The organism is Roseobacter sp. (assembly GCF_039970775.1).
Classification (GTDB): Bacteria; Pseudomonadota; Alphaproteobacteria; order Rhodobacterales; family Rhodobacteraceae; genus Roseobacter.
Map to the genome: position 1 here is coordinate 13,651 of NZ_JBDVLG010000002.1, position 18,726 is coordinate 32,376.

22 protein-coding genes are annotated in these 18,726 nt (G+C 57.4%); 15 read left to right on the plus strand and 7 right to left on the minus strand.

Annotated elements, in window-relative coordinates; translation table 11 throughout:
- The first annotated feature begins 140 nt into the window (after window positions 1-140).
- The 5 genes from lepB (at window position 141) to recO (ending at window position 3,694) form a co-directional block, all read left to right on the plus strand.
- Window positions 141-980, plus strand: a complete 840-nt coding sequence (gene lepB, locus ABJH13_RS00290; RefSeq protein ID WP_348404212.1) for a signal peptidase I — start codon at window positions 141-143, stop codon at window positions 978-980.
- Window positions 977-1,663 carry a ribonuclease III gene (gene rnc / locus ABJH13_RS00295; protein ID WP_348404213.1) on the plus strand — a complete coding sequence of 229 codons (687 nt, stop codon included), beginning with the start codon at window positions 977-979 and terminating at the stop codon, window positions 1,661-1,663. The genes lepB and rnc overlap by 4 nt, the downstream gene beginning before the upstream one ends.
- Complete coding sequence (era, locus tag ABJH13_RS00300; RefSeq protein ID WP_348404214.1) at window positions 1,660-2,568, plus strand: GTPase Era; 909 nt, start codon at window positions 1,660-1,662, stop codon at window positions 2,566-2,568. Before rnc ends, era begins: the two co-directional genes overlap by 4 nt.
- A gap of 62 nt (window positions 2,569-2,630) precedes the next feature.
- On the plus strand, window positions 2,631-2,960 hold the full coding sequence (locus ABJH13_RS00305) for a DUF1491 family protein (RefSeq protein ID WP_348404215.1): 330 nt from the start codon (window positions 2,631-2,633) through the stop codon (window positions 2,958-2,960).
- Window positions 2,960-3,694, plus strand: coding sequence for a DNA repair protein RecO (recO, locus tag ABJH13_RS00310; RefSeq protein WP_348404216.1), 735 nt, complete (start codon window positions 2,960-2,962; stop codon window positions 3,692-3,694). Before ABJH13_RS00305 ends, recO begins: the two co-directional genes overlap by 1 nt.
- On the opposite strand, the gene ABJH13_RS00315 is transcribed toward recO, so the two are convergent.
- The 4 genes from ABJH13_RS00315 to ABJH13_RS00330 form a co-directional block, all read right to left on the minus strand.
- Window positions 3,669-4,076, minus strand: a complete 408-nt coding sequence (locus ABJH13_RS00315; RefSeq protein WP_348404217.1) for an META domain-containing protein — start codon at window positions 4,074-4,076, stop codon at window positions 3,669-3,671. The genes recO and ABJH13_RS00315 overlap by 26 nt on opposite strands.
- Entirely contained in the window at window positions 4,073-4,594 is a 522-nt protein-coding gene (locus ABJH13_RS00320) for a TetR/AcrR family transcriptional regulator (RefSeq protein ID WP_348404218.1), read from the minus strand. Before ABJH13_RS00320 ends, ABJH13_RS00315 begins: the two co-directional genes overlap by 4 nt.
- Before the next feature lie 125 nt (window positions 4,595-4,719).
- Complete coding sequence (locus tag ABJH13_RS00325) at window positions 4,720-6,405, minus strand: acyl-CoA dehydrogenase family protein (protein ID WP_348404219.1); 1,686 nt, start codon at window positions 6,403-6,405, stop codon at window positions 4,720-4,722.
- Window positions 6,406-6,703: 298 nt separating this feature from the next.
- Window positions 6,704-7,063 carry a helix-turn-helix transcriptional regulator gene (locus tag ABJH13_RS00330; protein WP_348404220.1) on the minus strand — a complete coding sequence of 120 codons (360 nt, stop codon included), beginning with the start codon at window positions 7,061-7,063 and terminating at the stop codon, window positions 6,704-6,706.
- Between the two features lie 166 nt (window positions 7,064-7,229).
- On the opposite strand from ABJH13_RS00330, the gene ABJH13_RS00335 reads away from it, so the two are divergent.
- Both ABJH13_RS00335 and ABJH13_RS00340 read left to right on the plus strand, forming a co-directional pair.
- Window positions 7,230-8,150 carry a LysR family transcriptional regulator gene (locus ABJH13_RS00335; RefSeq protein WP_348404221.1) on the plus strand — a complete coding sequence of 307 codons (921 nt, stop codon included), beginning with the start codon at window positions 7,230-7,232 and terminating at the stop codon, window positions 8,148-8,150.
- A 54-nt stretch (window positions 8,151-8,204) separates the two neighbouring features.
- Window positions 8,205-8,936, plus strand: coding sequence for a hypothetical protein (locus ABJH13_RS00340; RefSeq protein ID WP_348404222.1), 732 nt, complete (start codon window positions 8,205-8,207; stop codon window positions 8,934-8,936).
- Window positions 8,937-8,956: 20 nt separating this feature from the next.
- On the opposite strand, the gene ABJH13_RS00345 is transcribed toward ABJH13_RS00340, so the two are convergent.
- A complete protein-coding gene (locus ABJH13_RS00345; RefSeq protein WP_348404223.1) occupies window positions 8,957-10,555 on the minus strand; it encodes a phosphoenolpyruvate carboxykinase in 1,599 nt (532 codons plus the stop codon).
- Between the two features lie 320 nt (window positions 10,556-10,875).
- Between ABJH13_RS00345 and ABJH13_RS00350 the strand changes: the two genes are divergently transcribed.
- From ABJH13_RS00350 to ABJH13_RS00380, 7 genes are all read left to right on the plus strand, one after another.
- The gene (locus ABJH13_RS00350; RefSeq protein ID WP_348404224.1) at window positions 10,876-11,577 is read left to right on the plus strand and encodes a response regulator transcription factor; all 702 of its coding nucleotides are present in this window, start codon (window positions 10,876-10,878) and stop codon (window positions 11,575-11,577) included.
- A gap of 152 nt (window positions 11,578-11,729) precedes the next feature.
- Window positions 11,730-13,307 carry a sensor histidine kinase gene (locus ABJH13_RS00355; RefSeq protein WP_348404225.1) on the plus strand — a complete coding sequence of 526 codons (1,578 nt, stop codon included), beginning with the start codon at window positions 11,730-11,732 and terminating at the stop codon, window positions 13,305-13,307.
- Between the two features lie 36 nt (window positions 13,308-13,343).
- A complete protein-coding gene (locus tag ABJH13_RS00360; RefSeq protein WP_348404226.1) occupies window positions 13,344-13,754 on the plus strand; it encodes an HPr kinase/phosphatase C-terminal domain-containing protein in 411 nt (136 codons plus the stop codon).
- On the plus strand, window positions 13,754-14,641 hold the full coding sequence (gene rapZ / locus ABJH13_RS00365; RefSeq protein WP_348404227.1) for an RNase adapter RapZ: 888 nt from the start codon (window positions 13,754-13,756) through the stop codon (window positions 14,639-14,641). Before ABJH13_RS00360 ends, rapZ begins: the two co-directional genes overlap by 1 nt.
- Window positions 14,642-14,646: 5 nt before the next feature.
- On the plus strand, window positions 14,647-15,060 hold the full coding sequence (locus ABJH13_RS00370) for a PTS fructose transporter subunit IIA (protein WP_348404261.1): 414 nt from the start codon (window positions 14,647-14,649) through the stop codon (window positions 15,058-15,060).
- Window positions 15,057-15,326, plus strand: coding sequence for an HPr family phosphocarrier protein (locus ABJH13_RS00375; protein WP_348404228.1), 270 nt, complete (start codon window positions 15,057-15,059; stop codon window positions 15,324-15,326). The genes ABJH13_RS00370 and ABJH13_RS00375 overlap by 4 nt, the downstream gene beginning before the upstream one ends.
- Window positions 15,327-15,369: 43 nt before the next feature.
- Window positions 15,370-16,290, plus strand: coding sequence for a lysophospholipid acyltransferase family protein (locus tag ABJH13_RS00380; RefSeq protein WP_348404229.1), 921 nt, complete (start codon window positions 15,370-15,372; stop codon window positions 16,288-16,290).
- Window positions 16,291-16,297: 7 nt separating this feature from the next.
- On the opposite strand, the gene ABJH13_RS00385 is transcribed toward ABJH13_RS00380, so the two are convergent.
- Complete coding sequence (locus ABJH13_RS00385; protein ID WP_348404230.1) at window positions 16,298-16,684, minus strand: carboxymuconolactone decarboxylase family protein; 387 nt, start codon at window positions 16,682-16,684, stop codon at window positions 16,298-16,300.
- Window positions 16,681-17,664, minus strand: a complete 984-nt coding sequence (locus tag ABJH13_RS00390; RefSeq protein ID WP_348404231.1) for an aldo/keto reductase — start codon at window positions 17,662-17,664, stop codon at window positions 16,681-16,683. The genes ABJH13_RS00385 and ABJH13_RS00390 overlap by 4 nt, the downstream gene beginning before the upstream one ends.
- A 101-nt stretch (window positions 17,665-17,765) precedes the next feature.
- Between ABJH13_RS00390 and ABJH13_RS00395 the strand changes: the two genes are divergently transcribed.
- Window positions 17,766-18,656, plus strand: coding sequence for a LysR family transcriptional regulator (locus ABJH13_RS00395; RefSeq protein WP_348404232.1), 891 nt, complete (start codon window positions 17,766-17,768; stop codon window positions 18,654-18,656).
- Window positions 18,657-18,726 lie beyond the last annotated feature (70 nt).

The window sequence follows — 18,726 nt, forward strand, 5'->3', positions numbered from 1 at the left end:
TGTATGTCGGTGAAATCGTGGCGTTGACCGGTGAATTTTGCCCAACTGTCTGGGTGGGGCCGATGCTGCTGCGCGCGCCCACCTTGACTCGCCCCCGCCGCCCCCGCATTTAGACCCAAAGCAATACATGGGAGCGCCCAATGGCCGCCAAAGAAGAAAAGAAGCAAAATGCAATTGTCGAGACGATCAAGACCGTCGTCTATGCTCTGCTGATTGCAGGTGTGTTTCGCACATTGTTCTTCCAACCATTCTGGATTCCGTCTGGGTCCATGAAAGAAACGCTGCTGGTGGGTGATTTCCTGTTTGTGAACAAAATGGCCTATGGATATTCCTACGCATCTTGTCCCAGCTTGGTGATGCCGCGCTTTGGCGTCAACGTGGATGCCAAAGATATCTGTGGTGTCTTTGACCGTGGGAATGGTCGCCTGTTTGGGGGCGAACCCGAACGCGGCGATGTTGTGGTGTTCCGCCATCCGGTTTCGGGGCGTGATTATATCAAACGGTTGGTTGGTCTGCCGGGCGATAGCATCCAGATGCGCGAGGGGATTGTTTTTATCAACGACAAAGCTGCCCCGCAGGAACCTGCTGGATTTTTCGAAGAAACCATGGAACCGCAAGGCCCCGAAGGTCGGCGGCCTCGGTGTAGCAACGGCGCTGTGGGCGACGGCGGGGTTTGCCGCAAAGCGCGCGCAATTGAAACCCTGCCCGGCGGCGTAAAGCACCCGGTGCTGGACATTGGCCGTCAGGCGTCGGACAGCACGGGCGTGTACCGCGTTCCCGAAGGGCATTTCTTTTTCATGGGAGACAACCGCGACAATTCTGCGGACAGCCGGTTGGCACAGCAGGTGCAGGGCGTCGGGTTTGTACCCTACGCAAACCTGATTGGCCGGGCAGATCGCATCATGTTTTCATCCGCCGGGCGGTCCATGTTGTTCTTCTGGACATGGCGCGCGGATCGGTTCTTTAAGGCTGTCGAGTGAAGCTCTCGGCTGAACTAAAGTCCTTTCAGGACAGGTTGGGGCATCAGTTTGCCCAACCTGCGTTGCTGTCGCAGGCGGTGACCCATGCGTCGATGTCGTCGGCCAACCGCGACGACAATCAACGGCTCGAATTTTTGGGTGACCGGGTGTTGGGCTTGGTGATGGCCGAGGCGCTGTTGATGTCCGACAAGGGCGCCAGCGAAGGGCAACTGGCCCCGCGGTTCAATGCGTTGGTGCGTAAAGAGACCTGCGCCGACGTGGCGCGCCAGATCGACCTGGGCGCGGTGTTGCGTTTGGGCCGGTCCGAGATGCTATCAGGCGGGCGGCGCAAACAGGCGTTGCTGGGCGACGGGATCGAAGCGGTGCTTGCCGCGGTCTATATGGACGGAGGCTTTGAGGTCGCCAAGGCGCTGATCTTGCGGCTTTGGGGGGACCGGTTGCACAACGTCGAAGACGACGCGCGCGATGCCAAAACCGCGTTGCAGGAATGGGCGCAGGCGCGGGGGTTGCCACCACCCGCCTATGTCGAGGTGTCGCGTACGGGGCCTGATCATGCGCCGGTTTTCACCATCGCGGCCCAATTGGAAACCGGCGAATCCCGTCACGCCACGGCGGGGTCTAAACGCCAGGCAGAACAGGCCGCAGCCGGAAATCTCTTGTCAGAGTTGGAGAACACAAAATGACCACCCGTGCGGGATTTGTCGCGCTGATCGGAGAGCCCAACGCGGGCAAATCCACGTTGCTGAACCGTATGGTCGGCGCGAAGGTGTCGATTGTGACCCACAAGGTCCAAACCACGCGTGCGCGCATTCGTGGCGTGGCCATGGAAGGCCAATCGCAGATTGTGTTTGTCGATACGCCGGGGCTGTTTCAGCCGCGCCGCAGGTTGGACCGTGCGATGGTTGCGGCCGCGTGGGGCGGGGCTGCGGATGCGGATGTGATCGTGTTGCTGATCGAGGCGCAGCGCGGTGTGACCGAAGGGGTCGAACGTATCCTTGAGGGGTTGGGCGACATTGGGCAGGGCCGCAAGGTTGCGCTGGCGATTAACAAGATCGACCGGGTGCAGTCTGAGGTTCTGTTGGGGCTGACCAAAGACCTGAACGACCGTTATGCTTTTGTTGAGACGTTCCTTATTTCGGCGGAACGCGGCCACGGGATCGAGACCTTGCGCGGGTGGTTGGCCAATGAGGTCCCGCAGGGCCCGTGGCTGTACCCCGAAGACCAGATCGCTGATCTGCCGATGCGCATGATTGCCGCCGAAATGACCCGCGAAAAGCTGACCCTGCGGTTGCATCAGGAACTGCCGTATCAGTTGACCGTCGAGACCGAAGGTTGGGAAGAGCGCAAAGATGGGTCCGCCAAGATTGATCAGCTGATCTATGTGATCCGGGATGGCCACAAGGGCATCGTGCTGGGCCACAAGGGCGAAACCATCAAGGCGGTGTCCAAAGCCGCGCGCGAAGAATTAGAAGAATTTCTGGGCCGCAAAGTGCATTTGTTTTTGCAGGTGAAGGTGCGCCCCAATTGGCTGGATGAGGCCGAGCGGTATTCCCAGATGGGGTTGGAATTCAAGGATGGCAATGCGTGATCACGGTGCCGTCCGTGTGGGCCGTGGACGAATGATGGGCGGGGGCGAATGATGGGGGTGCTATGTCTCGGCTGACCGCGCGGTTCTGGATTGACGCCTATCTGATGCGGTTGCGCGGGCAGGATATACCGGCCTTTATCGTGACCCATGGCGACGACAATGCGGGCAGCGTGTTGGTCAAGCTGAACCGGCTGGATGGGCAGGCCGTTGTGTACCAACGCACTTACAACCTGCTGGATGACACCCGCAGTTGGTCGATCTTGCAACAAGGCGCTGAGGCCGAAGTCGACGATAGCATCGCCCGCCAACGTGGGTATGACCCTGATATCTGGGTGGTCGAAGTCGAAGACAGGCAGGGCCGCCATATGTTGGATCAACCGGGTTTGGCCTGATGGAATGGCGTGATCAGGGGATTTTGCTAAGCACCCGGCGTCACGGCGAAACCTCTGCGATCATTGAGATGTTCACGCCCGACCGTGGCCGCCATGCAGGCGTGGTCCGGGGGGGCACCAGCCGCAAGATTGCCCCGATCTTGCAGCCGGGCGCGCAGCTGGATGTCATCTGGCGGGCGCGGCTCGAAGATCATATCGGTAGTTTTCAGGTTGAACCCGTGCGCAGCCGAGCGGTGGTGGCGATGGCCGACCGGTTGATGTTGGCCGGGCTCAACACAGTGACGGCGTTGCTGGGGTTTTGTCTGCCAGAACGGGAACCGCATCACCGGTTGTATGTGCAGTCAGAACATCTTTTGGATCTGCTGGAACAGACCGACCTGTGGCCGTTGGCCTACCTGCGGTGGGAGCTGAGCCTGTTGGACGAACTGGGGTACGGGCTTGCGCTGGATGCGTGTGCGGTGACAGGGCAACAACATGATCTGGCGTATGTGTCGCCCAAATCAGGGCGGGCCGTGTCGCGCGATGCAGCGGGAGAGTGGGCAGACCGGCTGTTGCCATTGCCGGATATTTTGCGCGGTATCGGTGACGGGGATGACTACGAAGTGGCCGTGGCGCTAAATACCACGGGGTATTTTCTGGGCCGGCATCTTGCGTTGGATCGCGGTCATAAACCCTTGCCCGAAGCACGGGCGCGGTTTGTCGAGGCGTTTAATCGGCGGCTACAAACACCATAGTCCGGCCTTCGGGGGTAGACAGGATCAACGTATCACCCAGCACTTCTGACAACGTCATATGGGCCAAAGCTGCCAGATATTGGGTTTCGCCTGCCAACTCTGGGCACGCGGTGCGCGTCGCGATCAAGCCTTTGGCGTCAAACCAAGGGTAGGGTACTGTCATCGCCCCACGAAAGCGATTGCATGGCCCGTCCCCGTCGATTTGGCCCGGTTCGGGAAACCGCAGGGTTGCCGCATAGGTTACATCGATTTCGTCAATCTCGACCAAGTGCCAGACCCGGTCGGCGGCCCCATAGGCAGATACGGTTTCGTCGTTTTTGCAGGCGGCCAATGCGCCAAACGTTGCGAGAAAGGCGATGCCCGCAAGCGTGGCGCGGGTCATTTCAGCGCGAGAACCAGATCAATCATGGTTTCAAACGCCTGCGCCGGTTTGGTTTTGCCTTGTATCTGCGGCAACCCGATCAGCGCGCCCAAACAACTTTGCGCAAAGGCGGGGTTCGTGACCCCCAGATGTGCCAAAAGGTTGACCAGATAGGTCAGACGCTCGGCATCTACATCGCCGACGGCACGGGCCACCACAGGTGCGCTTTGCGCCCACGCTCGAAACGCGGGGTCCTGACGATCTGACAGGAACTGCTTTCCGAAGGCGCGCAGGCGTTTTTCGACATTGCCGGTTTGAGACAGGGCCTCTGCGATCTGCGACAGTGCGCGGGATTGCCAGTCCCGGACGACCGCATCATGTAGGGCGGGGACGTCTTTGAAATGCCAGTAGAAGGACCCTTTTGTCGCGCCAAGTCCGCGGGCCAAAGGTTCGGCCGCAAGTGCCACAGGGCCATGGGCGACCAGCGCGTCAAGCCCTGCATCGATCCACTTTTGTCGGGTGAGTCGTTGTGCTGCCATGATTCAGCCATACGCAGGTGGCTGTGATGCTGCAAGTGCGAAGGCGTCATTTTGCACCTAACATAGGCAAAGCACAGCGCTACGGGCCAATGGGTCGGCGGATGCTTGCCATTTTGGCACCCGGTTTAGTTTAGCAGCCGGCGCGCAATGACCTGCGCCTGAATTTCGGCGGCGCCCTCAAAGATGTTCAGGATGCGGGCGTCACACAACACGCGGCTGATCTTGTATTCCAAGGCAAAACCGTTGCCGCCATGGATCTGTAGCCCGTTGTCTGCCGCAGCCCATGCCACCCGCGCGCCCAGCAGTTTGGCCATGCCAGCCTCGACGTCGCAGCGGTGCCCTTGGTCCTTTTGGAAGGCCGAGAAATACGTGAGTTGCCGTGCGATGGTCAGCTCTACGGCCATCATCGCCAACTTGCCCGACACCCGTGGGAAGGCGATCAACGGTTTGCCGAATTGCTTGCGGTCTTGGGCGTATTGCATCGACAGATCCAACGCAGATTGCGCCACACCCACCGCACGGGCGGCGGTTTGGATGCGCGCGGATTCAAAGGTTTCCATCAGTTGTTTGAACCCCTTACCCTCTTCGCCTCCCAGTAAATTGCCGCCATCCACGTGGAAATTATCAAAGGCCAGTTCGTATTCTTTCATCCCGCGATATCCCAAGACTTTGATCTCGCCGCCGGTCATGCCAGCCGTCGGAAAGGGGGCGTCATCGGTGCCGGGGGTCTTTTCGGCCAGAAACATCGACAGGCCTTTGTAGTCTGTCGTGCCGGGGTCGGTTCTGGCCAACAGGGTCATCATATGCGTGCGGGCGGCGTGGGTGATCCAAGTTTTATTGCCGGTGACCTTATAGTCGTCGCCATTTTTGACCGCACGAGTGCGTAGGCTGCCTAAATCTGACCCGGTGTTTGGTTCAGTAAAGACGGCGGTTGGCAGTGTTTCGGCACGGGCCAACCGCGGGAGCCATTTTTCTTTTTGGGCTTGCGTGCCGCCTGCCAGAATTAGTTCCGCGGCGATCTCGGATCGCGTGCCCAGACTGCCGACCCCGATATACCCGCGCGACAGTTCCTCGGACACCACGCACATAGATGCCTTGGACAGGCCAAACCCGCCGAATTCTTCGGGAATGGTCAACCCAAAGACCCCCATTTCGGCCAGTTCGTCTATCACGTTTAGCGGGATCAGCTCATCTTTGAGGTGCCAGTCGTGGGCGTAGGGCTCGACCTTTTCGATAGCGTAACGCCGGAATTGGTCACGTATCATTTCCAATTCATCATCCAACCCCGATGCGCCGATGATAACATGCGCGGCGTGCTCTTGCATCAACGCGACCAGTCGTGTGCGGGCGGCTTGGGTGTTGCCGTGTTGGGTCAATGTCGCAATCGCAGGGTTGGTGAGAGCGCCGCTATCCGCCGGGCCGATCCCCAGATCCTGAAGCCGCAGCATCTCGCCTTGGTTCATTTGCAGGCCGCCGCTGATCTGCGACAGGTATTCGCCAAACGCGATTTGGTGGATCAACTGTTCGGTTTCGCCGAAGGTGCCTGCGGTGCTCAGACGTTCGGCCCAAGCATGCATTTGGTGCAAGGCTTGGACATAGGTCGCCAACCAAGCGAGCCCATGCGTCGCCGTTTGATGCGCTTCGATGAGCGCCCCTGACACGCGGCCATCGGTTGTGACAACTGCTTTGACCCGCTCGGTCGCCGTGTGAAGGAGCGCATCAATCGGCGGCAACGCAGCGGCGGTTAATTCCAATAGATTGCCCAGCACAATTGTGTTTTGGGTCGGCGGCGTCTGTCCGTCATGGGGCATCGGTACATCCTTTGTCGGTTGTGTGATGATGTAGACCGATCACAGTGGAGGCGCAATAAAAATACGTGAAGGTGCATTTTTTCATATTAAAATTTCCCAATGAAATTTATAGATCACACCTTCTGATTGTTTCGAAAGCCGCAACACTGTGTTCACAGTCAAAATAGGCGGCAATGGTCGAGAAAAAAGCGCCGCAGGTGCGGCGCTTGTCAGTCACAAACTCATTAAAATTAAAACTGTATTGACGATATTTAGAGCGCCAGACAGATCTGCCCAGCACCGCATCGTTGGCGCAGGATCAGCTCTGACGCGCGACGGTTACGCCTGAGACATCTTCTATGAACGTCACGATTCGTGTCTTTACTGTCTCGTCACGGATCGCGGCCAATGCGGTCACAATCTCGAGCCCCGGATCGCGGCGTTCTGAATTTTCTAGTTCAGCATCAATGCCTTCGAAGAAATAAGATGTGGGTACATCAAGGATCCGCGACAGTTCATACAACCGACTGGCAGCGATACGATTGGATCCGATTTCGTATTTTTGGATCTGCTGAAACGAGAGACTCAGTTCCTTGGCAACATCTGTTTGGGAGAGCCGGCGCATAGTGCGAATTTGTTTCAATTTGCGACCGACGTGAACATCAACGGGATGGGACATAACTATTTAACACCTCTGGTTGTGACTGGGTACACTTCTTCCGGGAATCGACGGCTAGCGCAATTGAGTACGTTTTTTCCTTTTCTGATGATAAATATACGGGTGATGGGTGAAAAATGTTGCATTGCTGGATGATTAATTTACCGTTGGCGTTATGAACCGGGTCATGGATCCTTCCGAAACCACGAACGCCGCGCTGAGACCTGTCGAGTCTCATGGGTTGTTGCATGAGATGATCAGGTCGTTCACGACGCTGGCCCAAACGCTGAACCTGAGCCACGCCGTCAAAGAGCTGGGCAGCACCCGGCAAACTGTGCGCCGCCACATCACGCAGCTGGAAGAGGCAAAGGGTGAGGCGTTGTTTGTTGTGGAAGATCGTCAGTACCGGCTGACAGAGGCTGGCGCCCGCGCCCTGCCCGAGGCGTTGAGCATTTTGGCGCGCGGGAATGCATGGTTGAACAATTCCCTTGGGCACATCGACGGCCTGCAGGTGTTCAGTTCAACGCTGCCGGATGGGTGGTGCTTTTGGCAGCAACAACATTCGTTGGGGCGGATCTGGGCGTCGTCGTCCTGCCTGCAGCGTGAAATGGTGCGCAGTTGGTGCATGGCGGCGGGGGACATTGAGTCCCCCCATATGGAGCACGTGCGCCCTTATCTGATTGTGTACCGCCATACCAGCGCGGGCTGGATCTGTGTTGAATTCGGCGCGCAGTCCTTTTTCGTCAAGTGGTTTGGGCTGGCCAAAGCCCGCAGCAGCGTCGGGCGGTCCTTGGGCCGCATGCCCGGTGGCGAGGATTTCGCGCGCATGTTGGATGAACCTTTCCATGAGGTTCAATCGACCCAAAGTTTGCGTTTGGACCATGTTTACACGCTGGTTCCGTCCCATCCCGATGGGATCCTGAAACCGGTCAATTATCACCGTCTTATGTTGGGGGGGCGATTCCCTGACGGCAGCCTGGCGCTCTATTCGCTTGTGGAGCCGTCGTCCGATATTGAGATACTTGGGCTCGATCCGAGCAAAATTGTGCAACCTTCCGCCGATATTGTCGTGAATCTGGACCCCGCTGACGCAAAGTTCGAGCGTTAAGCACGCCGTTAGGCTAACCTTTGCATGAGGATGCTCGTGCAAAGGAGTTTTGCTATGTCTTTTCAAAGTTTGAACGCGGGGGCCCAATTTGTGGCCACAAGCCGCGATATATTACACCAAAACCAGATTACCGTGACCGTCGGCTCAAATTTTACCACCTATCACACGATGCTGAAACGAGAACGGCCCCAGCAGGTATTAGGGGCGCCGTTTGATCCCGAAGTACATGACCTTAACGACACCAATTCTTTTTGGCTGATCGCGCGCGATGTGGACGGAGCGTTGATGCACACTCAGGCATCCCGGCTGATTGATCTGCAGGAAAAATCACTGGGCGGCTACATGCTGAAACGGTTCCGCGACTTCCCACCGGCGATCCCGGATCTTGATCTGCAACGGTCCCGGTTTCGGTCCAGTCCGGGTGCTGACCGCATGACAGGGCAGGTCGTCTATCACGGCGAAGTCTGGATGGGCGACACCGGCCCCTATCGTGGCACGGGGTTGTCCACGGTGCTGGCACGTTATGGAATCCACGAGGCGATGTGCCGGTGGAACCCGGATCATATTTTCGGCTTTATGGCGCGGACCGTTGCGTTCAAGGGGTTCGCAGAACGGATGGGGTATATGCACAACGAACCCGGCGCCCTGCGGTGGTACCGCAAGGGCTCAGACCGACCGATGGAAGGGTTCCTGAGCTACCTCACCAACGAGGACACGCGGTACCTGCTGGAGATGCCGATTATCGATGTGGTCAACACCTCGCAGCCAGACCGCCAAGCGGCCTGACCCTGTGCGCGGCGGTTGGATTAACTGATCGCCGCTGCCCTTACCTCGTCGTCGATGAACGGCAGATACTGGCCGAAGTTGTCCGAGAACATCTTGACCAACTTAGCGGCTTGGCGATCATAGGCATCCGCGTCGTCCCATGTGCGGCGCGGATCCAGCAAGATCGTGGGCACCCCTGTGACATCTACCGGCACGTCAAACCCAAAGTTGGGGTCTTTGCGAAAGAGGACGTCCGCGAGTGACCCGTCCAAAGCAGCCGTCAGCAACCCGCGTGTCGCCTTGATCGGCATTCTGCTGCCGGTGCCATAGGCGCCCCCCGTCCAGCCGGTGTTGACCAACCAACAGGTCGCGCCATGGGTGGCGATTTTGTCACGCAGCAGGTTGCCATAGACCTCGGGACGACGCGGCATGAAGGGCGCGCCAAAGCAGGTCGAAAACGTGGGCTCGGGTTCGGTCACGCCCCGTTCGGTGCCCGCCACTTTAGAGGTAAAGCCCGATAGGAAATGATACATTGCCTGCGCCGGGGTCAGGCGCGAAATGGGCGGCAAAACGCCAAAGGCATCGCAGGTCAACATGATGATGTTCTTGGGGTGCCCGCCCCGCGCGGCAGCTGACGCATTCGAGATATAGTGCAGCGGATAGGCACAGCGCATATTTGCCGTCAGACTGTCATCTTCAAAATCGAGATCTTTGGTGTCTTGGTCGTAGACCATGTTTTCGATCACGGTGCCGAATTTTTCCGTTGTCGCGTAGATCTCGGGTTCGGCGTCTGGGCTCAGGCTGATTGTTTTGGCGTAGCAGCCACCTTCGAAGTTGAACGTGCCGGTGTCGGACCAGCCGTGTTCGTCATCGCCGATCAGGGTGCGGGTTGGTTCCGCAGAAAGCGTCGTTTTGCCGGTGCCAGACAGCCCGAAGAACACGGCCGTGTCGACAGGGTTGCCTGTCGCGTGGTTGGCCGAGCAGTGCATGGGCATGACGCCCTTTTCCGGCAGCAGGTAGTTGAGCAACGTAAATACGGATTTTTTGTTTTCACCGGCGTATTCGGTGCCGCCGATCAGGATGAGCTTTTTGGTGAAATTCATCGCGATGACGGTTTCAGACCGGCAGTTGTGTTTGGCCGGGTCCGCTTGAAAGCTGGGGCAGTTGATGACAGTGAAATCGGCCAGAAAGTGATCGAGGTCTTCGCGATCGGGGCGGCGCAGCATGTGGCGAATGAACAGCCCGTGCCAGGCCAGTTCGGCGATCATGCGGACGTTGATGGCGTGTTTTGGGTCGGCGCCACCTGTTAGATCTTGTACAAAATAATCGCGCCCTTCCATGTGTTTAAGCATGTCAGCGTGCAGCGCATCAAACCCCTCTGGGGACATGGCGGCGTTGTTTTCCCACCAAATGGTGTCGGCCACGTCGGCGGTTTTGACGACATGTTTGTCTTTTGGGGACCGCCCGGTGAATTTCCCCGTGGTCACCAGAAAGGCGCCGCCCTTGCCCAGATTGCCTTCGCCGCGGGCCAGAGCATGTTCGATCAAATCGGGTTCGATCAGGTTATAATAGATGGTTCCCGCCCCTTTGATCCCTTGATCTTCGAGCGTGAAGTCGGGGTTTACCCGTCCATGTGTCATCTGTCGTTCTCCTGTTTTCGAACCTGAAATTCGGCGCCATTGGGTCTTAACATGGGGTTTTTATTGTTGAACAGACGGCGTCGGAGACGTTAGCGCCACCATTTGCAACTTTGTTTGATCTGGCGGTTTTGCCGCGGTTCAGAGGGGGCGACTGTGGCGATGATCGTCCAATATTATGCCGAAATTCAGTCATTCGTAATGAAATTGTGGCGGTATTCCTAAGTGCGCTGCACTGATTCGCAGTCACCACTGGTCTAGACCGCAGACTTTACGCGCCGGGTATAACGAACAAAGAAACGAGCGGGACAAGGAACGAGCTGATGTCTAAAATCGCTTTGGTGGATGATGACAGGAACATTTTAACATCGGTTTCAATGACCCTTGAGGCAGAGGGTTTTGAGGTTGAAACCTACAATGACGGGCAGGCCGCATTGGATGCCTTCAACAAGAAACTGCCTGACATGGCGGTGTTGGATATCAAGATGCCGCGCATGGATGGTATGGATCTGTTGCAACGGTTGCGTCAGAAAACGGCGATGCCGGTGATTTTCCTTACGTCCAAAGACGACGAGATTGACGAGGTCCTTGGCCTTCGGATGGGCGCGGATGATTACGTCAAAAAGCCCTTTTCGCAACGTTTGCTAGTAGAGCGGATCCGTGCGCTTTTGCGGCGTCAGGATGCGGTATCTGGGGATGTTGCCGCGGATAGCGAAGAGACTAAAGTCATGGAGCGCGGTGAATTGCGCATGGATCCATTGCGCCACGCGGTCAGCTGGAAGGGCCGGGACGTGTCTTTGACGGTAACCGAATTTCTGTTGCTTCAGGCGTTGGCGCAAAGGCCCGGTTTCGTGAAGTCGCGCGATCAATTGATGGATGTAGCCTATGATGATCAAGTCTACGTTGATGATCGCACCATCGACAGCCACATCAAGCGTCTGAGAAAGAAGATGCGCACGGCAGACGAAGAATTCTCAGCAATTGAGACCCTTTATGGTATCGGATACCGATACAACGAAGACTGATTGAGCAGATGGCCTTGGCCGAGAGGACCTTCGTGCGTGACATGACCCCTCCTCCCCACGAGGACAGCACAGGTGTGCAAAATGACGGGAGCGTGGCGTCAGATAGCTTCGGGGAGGCCGAAGCGTCTGGTGTGAGAGAAAAGCGTGGGCGCATGTCTTTACGCACCTCGCCGCTGACCCGCAAGATCGTGACGTTCAACCTTGTTGCGTTGTGCGTTCTTGTCATAGGCATACTGAACTTGAATTCATCTCGCGACAGCCTTGCCTTGCAACGTGCGGCCTCGCTGGTGTCTGAGGCCGAATTGATTGCGGATGTGATCGAAGCGCAACTGCCAAAAGAGGCACCTGTTAATCTGGCAACAGGCGACGGGATTAACGTTGCGGATGCGCTGAGCGGGTTAGATCTGCGCAATGGTGTCGATGTTTTCGTGTTCGACCGCACCGAAATGTTGATCACGACCGTGGAAGGTCAGTTGGTGACGCGAAAATCCGCAAATGAACTTGGCGGGAATACATATTTAACCGATGGTCTTGATTGGCTGTGGTCGGCAGTCGTTGCCACGTTCTCCCCCCCCGGCGAGACGGTTCAGACGCCGCTAAGCGAACGGCTCAAGTCGCTGATCGGGCGTAGCCTTGAAGATGGCACCCAAATTCGAAACGAACTGGATCTCGCTGGCGGCAAGCTATTTACCGCTGCGACCCCAATTGTGCAGAATGGGCGCGCGGTTGGCGTTGTCGCTGTGACGACGGCAACCGGCGAAATTGACCACCTTGTCCGCATTGAGCGGGAACGCGTGCTACAGATGTTTGCCATTGCGATTCTGGTGTCTGTGGGGCTGAGCTTAGTGCTTGCCTCAACAATTGCGACACCCTTAGCCGAGCTATCGGCAGCCGCCGAACTTGGCCGCGATAAGAAAGCGCGTGAAATGAACCCGGGGCGTATTCGTATCCCCGATCTCACGGCCCGTCCTGATGAAATCGGGCGTCTGAGCGGTGCTCTGCGCGGCATGATTTCGGCACTCTATAATCGGATTGATGGAAACGAACAGTTCGCCGCAGATGTGGCCCACGAAATCAAGAACCCGCTGGCCTCGTTGCGGTCTGCAGTGGGGACCTTGCGGATGATCAAGCGCGATGATCAGCGTGAAAAACTGCTCGATGTCATTGACCACGATGTCCGGCGGTTGGATCGTTTGGTCAGTGATATTTCCAACGCGTCCCGGCTTGATAGCGAGCTGGTCAAAGAGGATGAGGAACCATTTGATGTCCTGACGACATTGCGCAACCTTGATCAATTTCTTGGTGAAGAGGCGCGGGCCGAAGGTATCGACTTTATTTCTGATCTGCCCGAACAGCCTGTCATTGTGCACGGTCTCGAGGCTCGACTGGCGCAGGTTTTTGTGAATTTAATCACAAACGCTATTTCATTCTGTGAAAGTGGCGATGCGATACGTGTTTGGGCGCGCAAAAAGGAAAACAGGGTTTTGATTGTGGTTGAAGATACAGGGCCCGGAATTCCCGATCAGGCGCTTTTGAAAATCTTCAAACGGTTCTATTCCCAACGTCCTGACGAGCATTTCGGGAATAACTCTGGTTTGGGCCTCGCGATTTCCAAACAAATTATCGAAGCCCATGGCGGTGTGGTGTGGGCTGAAAACATCCGCCCGACAGAAGCCGATATCACATCAGAACCGCTTGGCGCGCGGTTTGTTGTAGGGTTGCCGATCTGACATATGTCCGCACCTGGCCCCATAGAACCTCATGAAATGGTGCATGCCAGTTGCGTATCACTGGATAAGATCGGCGTCTTAATTACTGGCGCGTCGGGGCAGGGAAAGTCGGGGTTGGCGTTGCAGCTTATGGCATTCGGCTGTGACCTTGTTGCGGATGATCAAACACAAGTTCGACGCCGTGGATCGCAAGTATTGGCCAGCGCTCCGCTGCGGATTTCAGGGTTGATAGAGGCGCGCGGTGTCGGATTGCTGCACGCCGCCCATCAGCCCGAGACGCGTTTGCATTTGGTGATCGATATGGGGCAACGTGAAGCTGCGCGACTACCGGCCGAACACACAAGAGATCTGCTCGGCGTTGAATTGCCTTGTCTTCACAAAGTGGACAGCCCCTCTTTCCCTGCTGCCATTTTGCAATATCTCAAATGCGGGAGAGCACAAGTTTAATGTCGGATACGGAACCAACAGCGCGGCGCATTGTGTTTGTGACGGGGCCATCGGGTGCTGGCAGATCCAGTGCGCTGAATGTGCTGGAAGATGCGGGTTTCGAAGCGGTTGATAATTTGCCGCTGCGTTTGCTGTCTGCGTTGTTCGAAGGGGCAGACGGCAATCAGCCGCTGGCGCTGGGGATCGACCCACGCAATCGTGATTTCTCGACAACCGCAATTATTGACCTTTTGGGGCAGCTGACCGGGGTGCCCGGGCTCGCCCCGGAATTGTTATATTTGGACTGCCATACAGATGTGTTGCTGCGGCGGTTTTCCGAGACCCGGCGCCGCCACCCATTGGCGCCTGATGATCGCCCCTCGGATGGCATTATGCGCGAATTGGAAATTTTGGGCCCTTTGCGCGGGCGCGCGGACGTTTTGATCGATACCAGTGACCTAAATGTGCACCAACTGCGTGCGGAGGTTGAACATTGGTTCGCGCCGGGCGGCCAGCGCAGGCTTAGCGTGTCGGTGCAATCGTTTTCCTACAAACGCGGGCTGCCACGCAGCGTTGATATGGTCTATGATTGCCGGTTCCTGACAAACCCGTATTGGGTCCCGGATCTGCGGAAAATGACGGGTATGCAAGACGCCGTTGCCGCGCATGTTGCCAGTGATCCGCGATTTGCCGCCTTTGAGACTCAGGTGCGCGAACTTAGCTTGCTGTTGCTTCCGGCGTATCGCGAGGAGGGAAAGTCGTACCTGTCAATCGCCTTTGGGTGTACTGGAGGGCAGCATAGGTCTGTTGTCATGGCCGAAAGGCATGCTTTGCGGCTTGCGGAAGACGGTTGGCAAGTGTCAATAAGACACCGCGAATTGGACCTGCGTAAAAAGGAAGAGGCGTGAAGCCTGTGATTGGTATTGTAATCGTTGCACATGGCGGCTTGGCGCGGGAATATCTTGCCGCGGTCGAGCATGTCGTGGGTCGGCAACCGGGCATACACGCGATTTCCATCGCGGCTGATCATGACCGGCGCGCCAAGGAGCGCGAGATTTGCGAGGCGGCGGATGATGTCGATACCGGCGGTGGTGTGGTGTTGGTGACGGATTTGTACGGCGGGTCCCCGTCAAACCTGAGCCTGCTGGCCTGTCGCCCCTGTGACCGGCGCATTCTATATGGTGCAAACCTGCCGATGTTGATCAAATTGGCGAAAAGCCGTCACAAACCAGTATCGGATGCGGTGGATCTGGCCTTGGAGGCCGGGAAAAAATACATCGATAGTCAGAACGTAAGCCCAGAGCAGGAAGTTCGACCAACACCATGACCAAATGCACGCTTGAAATCGTTAACGAAAAAGGGCTCCACGCGCGGGCCTCTGCCAAATTGGTAGAGGTTGTCGAGGGGTTTGACGCCACGGCAGACGTGTCAAAGGACGGCCAATCGGCAACGGGCGACAGTATTATGGGACTTTTGATGTTGGCAGCGTCTAAGGGAAGCTTTATTGACATACGGACCTCGGGGCCAGATGCTGAGGCGTTGGCAGAGGCGCTCAAGGCTCTGGTGGCGGACAAATTTGGCGAAGGTCAGTAGAGAAACGAAGCACTCAGAGAGTTGCAGAACGGGAAAACAAGTCTTGGTAGAAAGCTCGCAAGACATCGACGTGTCCCAAGGCACAGCGGAGCCGGTCAATTTCAATCAATATGACCGCAGTAGCTTATCCTATGCCTCGACGTTCGAAGATCCTTGGAAATCTACGGTTATTCGGATCATGGAAGCCCTGACCGGCAAACTGACGATCCTGCGTTTGGTGCGCAAGTTCGAACAGGCCGGCGCGCCGCAGGGGCAGGCGTTTTGGCGCGCGGCGCTTGACGTCATGGGGATCGATCTTTTGACCCCCCAAGACCAGCTGGCGCGCATCCCCAAAACTGGGCCCGTCATTGTGGTGTCTAATCATCCACATGGGATGGTGGACGGTATGATTTTTGCGGATCTGATTGGCCGTGTACGGCCTGATTACCGGATTTTGACGCGCTCTTTGCTCACCGTGATCGACGAGGTGGCGGGGTCGTACATGATCCCGGTGCCGTTTCCACACGACCCGAATGCGCAACGCAAAGGCGTCGAAATGCGCGCCAAGGCGATGCAGTATCTCAAAGATGGTGGCGTGGTTGCGTTGTTTCCATCGGGTGGGGTCGCCGCGTCCGAGACGTTCTTTGGCCCCGCGATCGAGGCTGAATGGAACGTCTTTACCGCCAAATTGATCCGGCGTTCTGGTGCGACAGTCGTGCCGATCAAATTCCCCGGGCAGAATTCGCGCGCCTACCAGATCGCCAACAAATTATCTCCTATGTTGCGGCAGGGCCTGTTGCTGCACGAGATCGTTTATTCGTTGAATAAATCGCAAGCGCCGATTGTGGGCGAACCGCTGGATCAGGATGAACTGCGCAAATGGGATGATGATCCGCGCGGTTTCATGGCGTGGCTGCGGGCGCATACGCTGTCATTGACACCGGATGGGGCGACTGCCGAGATGCCCAAACCTGACGCCGAATGACCCGTTTTCAGGTGGCTGTTGCCGCCTGAAACGCGTTTTTTGCCGCCGAAATCGCATTTATGCAGGCAGGCACACCGGCATAAACTGACACTTGCAGCACAATTTCAACGATCTCGTCCCGTGTGACGCCGGTGTTTAACGCGGCCCCTATGTGGAATTCCAACTGTGCGGGCGCGGTGCCCATCGCGGATAACATCGCGACGGTGAGCATTTCGCGTGTGCGCAGGTCTATGCCGTCTCGCCCGATGATATCCGTGAAGGCATGGCCCAAGATCAACTCTGCCACGCCCGGCGCGAAACCGTCGAGATTGGCCGCTACTTTTGCCGCGGCACCGGGTTCGAGTGTTTCGAGCAAACTCAGCGCATCGGGGAGAGGTGTCGCGCTGCGGCTCATGCGTCGACCCCTTTCATACCTTCGGCGGTATAGCGATCCCCGAACACGGTTAGGTCTGCAAGCTCGCCTTCGATCTTGCGCAGATCGGCATTGGTCAGGGTGACGTCAACTGCGGCGGTATTGTCGCGCAAATATCCGATTTTCTTGGTGCCGGGGATGGGCACGATATCGTCGCCCTGCGCCAACAACCACGCCAAAGCCAGTTGCGCGGGGGTGCATCCGGCGCGGTGTGCAGCGCGGGCCACAAGGTTTGCGATGTTTTGGTTTGACGCCAGGGCATCTGATTGAAAGCGCGGCAGCAGGGGGCGAAAATCCCCGTCTTCGAAGGCAGCCGTATCCGCGAAACGCCCGGTCAGAAAGCCGCGCCCCAATGGTGAATATGGCACAAAGCCAACTCCCAGTTCGCGGCAAGTTGGCAGCACGTCGGCTTCAACACCACGTGTCCACAGGGAATATTCGGTTTGCACCGCCGTCACGGGGTGAACGGCATGGGCGCGGCGCAGGGTTTCGGGGCTGACCTCGCACAGACCGATCCGGTCGATTTTGCCCGCGTCCACCAACCGCGACAGGCCGCCCATCGTGTCTTCGATGTCTTGGTACGGGTTGATCCGGTGTACATAAAACAGATCAACACGGTCAACGCCGAGCCGTTTGAGCGACCCTTCGCAGGCGGTGCGGGCGTAGTCGGCGCTGTTGTTCAGGCTGCGGCTGTATTCACCGGGTTGGCGGACGATGCCAAATTTGGTCGCGACCTTGGGTTTGGCGCTCGATTGCGCCAGAAAACTGCCGATTAAGTCTTCGTTGTGATAGGGGCCGTACATATCTGCGGTGTCGAAAAAGTCGATACCAAGGTCGATGGCTTCGTGCAGTACGCGCATGGATATGTCGTCGTCTCGGGGGCCGTAGAATTCGCTCATACCCATGCAGCCCAGACCGATAGCCGAAACTTTGAAGCCTTGCCCGAGTGTTCGATAGTCCATGCGGATCTCCTTGCCTTGTGCGTTGACGTCAAAACTGGCATTTCCATTTCGAAAGGAAAACCGCAGCAAATGGCAATCAGGTTTCCAAAAATGGAAAGCGTATGAACACCGAAATCATTTGGGATGATATCCGCGCGTTCTTGGCCGTTGCCCGTGCTGGCACGTTGAGCGGTGCGGCCGCGGCGTTGGGTGTGGGGATCGCGACGGTTTCACGGCGTGTAGAACGGTTGGAACGGGCGATTGGCCAGCCGCTTTTTGCGCGGCATCATTCGGGGTACCGGTTGACCGAGGATGGATCGTCCCTGATTGAGCGGGCCGAAGAGATGGAGGCAAATGCCTTGGCGCTCGCGACTGGGTCGCGACATGAAGCAGCGGTGTCGGGCACCGTGCGGCTCGCGACGGCCGAAAACCTGGCGACGGGGTTGATTTTGCCAGCACTTGGGTCATTGAAAGCGCAATATCCACGGCTATCGTTAGAGATCATAACCGATATCGCGACGGCCAATCTGCACCGCCGCGACGCGGATATTGCGCTGCGGATGGTCAAACCTGACCGGGGGAACGTGTCGTTGCAAAGGTTGGGCGCGCTTGGCTACGGCTTGTACGGCGCGCCTGCCTATGTGTCTGCGCGGCGCAGGGTGCCGGATGCGGGCGCGCTGGACACCGATGATATCATTGCGTGGTCAGACAACTACGCGCATCTGCCAGCCGCACAATGGATCGAACGCGCCTTGCAGGGCCGTGCGCCTGTGCTGGTGACCACGTCATTGGCGGGGCAGTTGGTCGCGTGCGAACACGGTTTGGGTTTGGCGGTGGTGCCGCATTTTCTCGCGCGGGGACGCGATCTGGTGTGCTTGGATGCGGATCTTGGGGTCGATCAGCCGATCTGGCTCGTGACGCAATCTGATATGGTGCATTCACGTCGTGTGGGCGTGGTGGCGGACTTTCTGCGTGATCTGGTCAAGACGCACCGGGCTGCCCTTAGTGGGTGACACGTGCGTTTAGGCGTTGCGTCGTCGTGGCCAACCGGTGGGGGCATGCAAAAGATCGTGCCTGCCGGTC

Bases quoted from the DNA above. Each gene is read 5' to 3' on its own strand.
- lepB (WP_348404212.1), top strand. From the start codon at position 141: ATGGCCGCCAAAGAAGAAAAGAAGCAAAATGCAATTGTCGAGACGATC.
- era (WP_348404214.1), top strand. From the start codon at position 1,660: ATGACCACCCGTGCGGGATTTGTCGCGCTGATCGGAGAGCCCAACGCG.
- ABJH13_RS00305 (WP_348404215.1), top strand. From the start codon at position 2,631: ATGTCTCGGCTGACCGCGCGGTTCTGGATTGACGCCTATCTGATGCGG.
- recO (WP_348404216.1), top strand. From the start codon at position 2,960: ATGGAATGGCGTGATCAGGGGATTTTGCTAAGCACCCGGCGTCACGGC.
- ABJH13_RS00315 (WP_348404217.1), bottom strand. From the start codon at position 4,076: ATGACCCGCGCCACGCTTGCGGGCATCGCCTTTCTCGCAACGTTTGGC.
- ABJH13_RS00320 (WP_348404218.1), bottom strand. From the start codon at position 4,594: ATGGCAGCACAACGACTCACCCGACAAAAGTGGATCGATGCAGGGCTT.
- ABJH13_RS00325 (WP_348404219.1), bottom strand. From the start codon at position 6,405: ATGCCCCATGACGGACAGACGCCGCCGACCCAAAACACAATTGTGCTG.
- ABJH13_RS00330 (WP_348404220.1), bottom strand. From the start codon at position 7,063: ATGTCCCATCCCGTTGATGTTCACGTCGGTCGCAAATTGAAACAAATT.
- ABJH13_RS00335 (WP_348404221.1), top strand. From the start codon at position 7,230: ATGGATCCTTCCGAAACCACGAACGCCGCGCTGAGACCTGTCGAGTCT.
- ABJH13_RS00340 (WP_348404222.1), top strand. From the start codon at position 8,205: ATGTCTTTTCAAAGTTTGAACGCGGGGGCCCAATTTGTGGCCACAAGC.
- ABJH13_RS00345 (WP_348404223.1), bottom strand. From the start codon at position 10,555: ATGACACATGGACGGGTAAACCCCGACTTCACGCTCGAAGATCAAGGG.
- ABJH13_RS00350 (WP_348404224.1), top strand. From the start codon at position 10,876: ATGTCTAAAATCGCTTTGGTGGATGATGACAGGAACATTTTAACATCG.
- ABJH13_RS00355 (WP_348404225.1), top strand. From the start codon at position 11,730: ATGTCTTTACGCACCTCGCCGCTGACCCGCAAGATCGTGACGTTCAAC.
- ABJH13_RS00360 (WP_348404226.1), top strand. From the start codon at position 13,344: ATGGTGCATGCCAGTTGCGTATCACTGGATAAGATCGGCGTCTTAATT.
- rapZ (WP_348404227.1), top strand. From the start codon at position 13,754: ATGTCGGATACGGAACCAACAGCGCGGCGCATTGTGTTTGTGACGGGG.
- ABJH13_RS00375 (WP_348404228.1), top strand. From the start codon at position 15,057: ATGACCAAATGCACGCTTGAAATCGTTAACGAAAAAGGGCTCCACGCG.
- ABJH13_RS00385 (WP_348404230.1), bottom strand. From the start codon at position 16,684: ATGAGCCGCAGCGCGACACCTCTCCCCGATGCGCTGAGTTTGCTCGAA.
- ABJH13_RS00390 (WP_348404231.1), bottom strand. From the start codon at position 17,664: ATGGACTATCGAACACTCGGGCAAGGCTTCAAAGTTTCGGCTATCGGT.
- ABJH13_RS00395 (WP_348404232.1), top strand. From the start codon at position 17,766: ATGAACACCGAAATCATTTGGGATGATATCCGCGCGTTCTTGGCCGTT.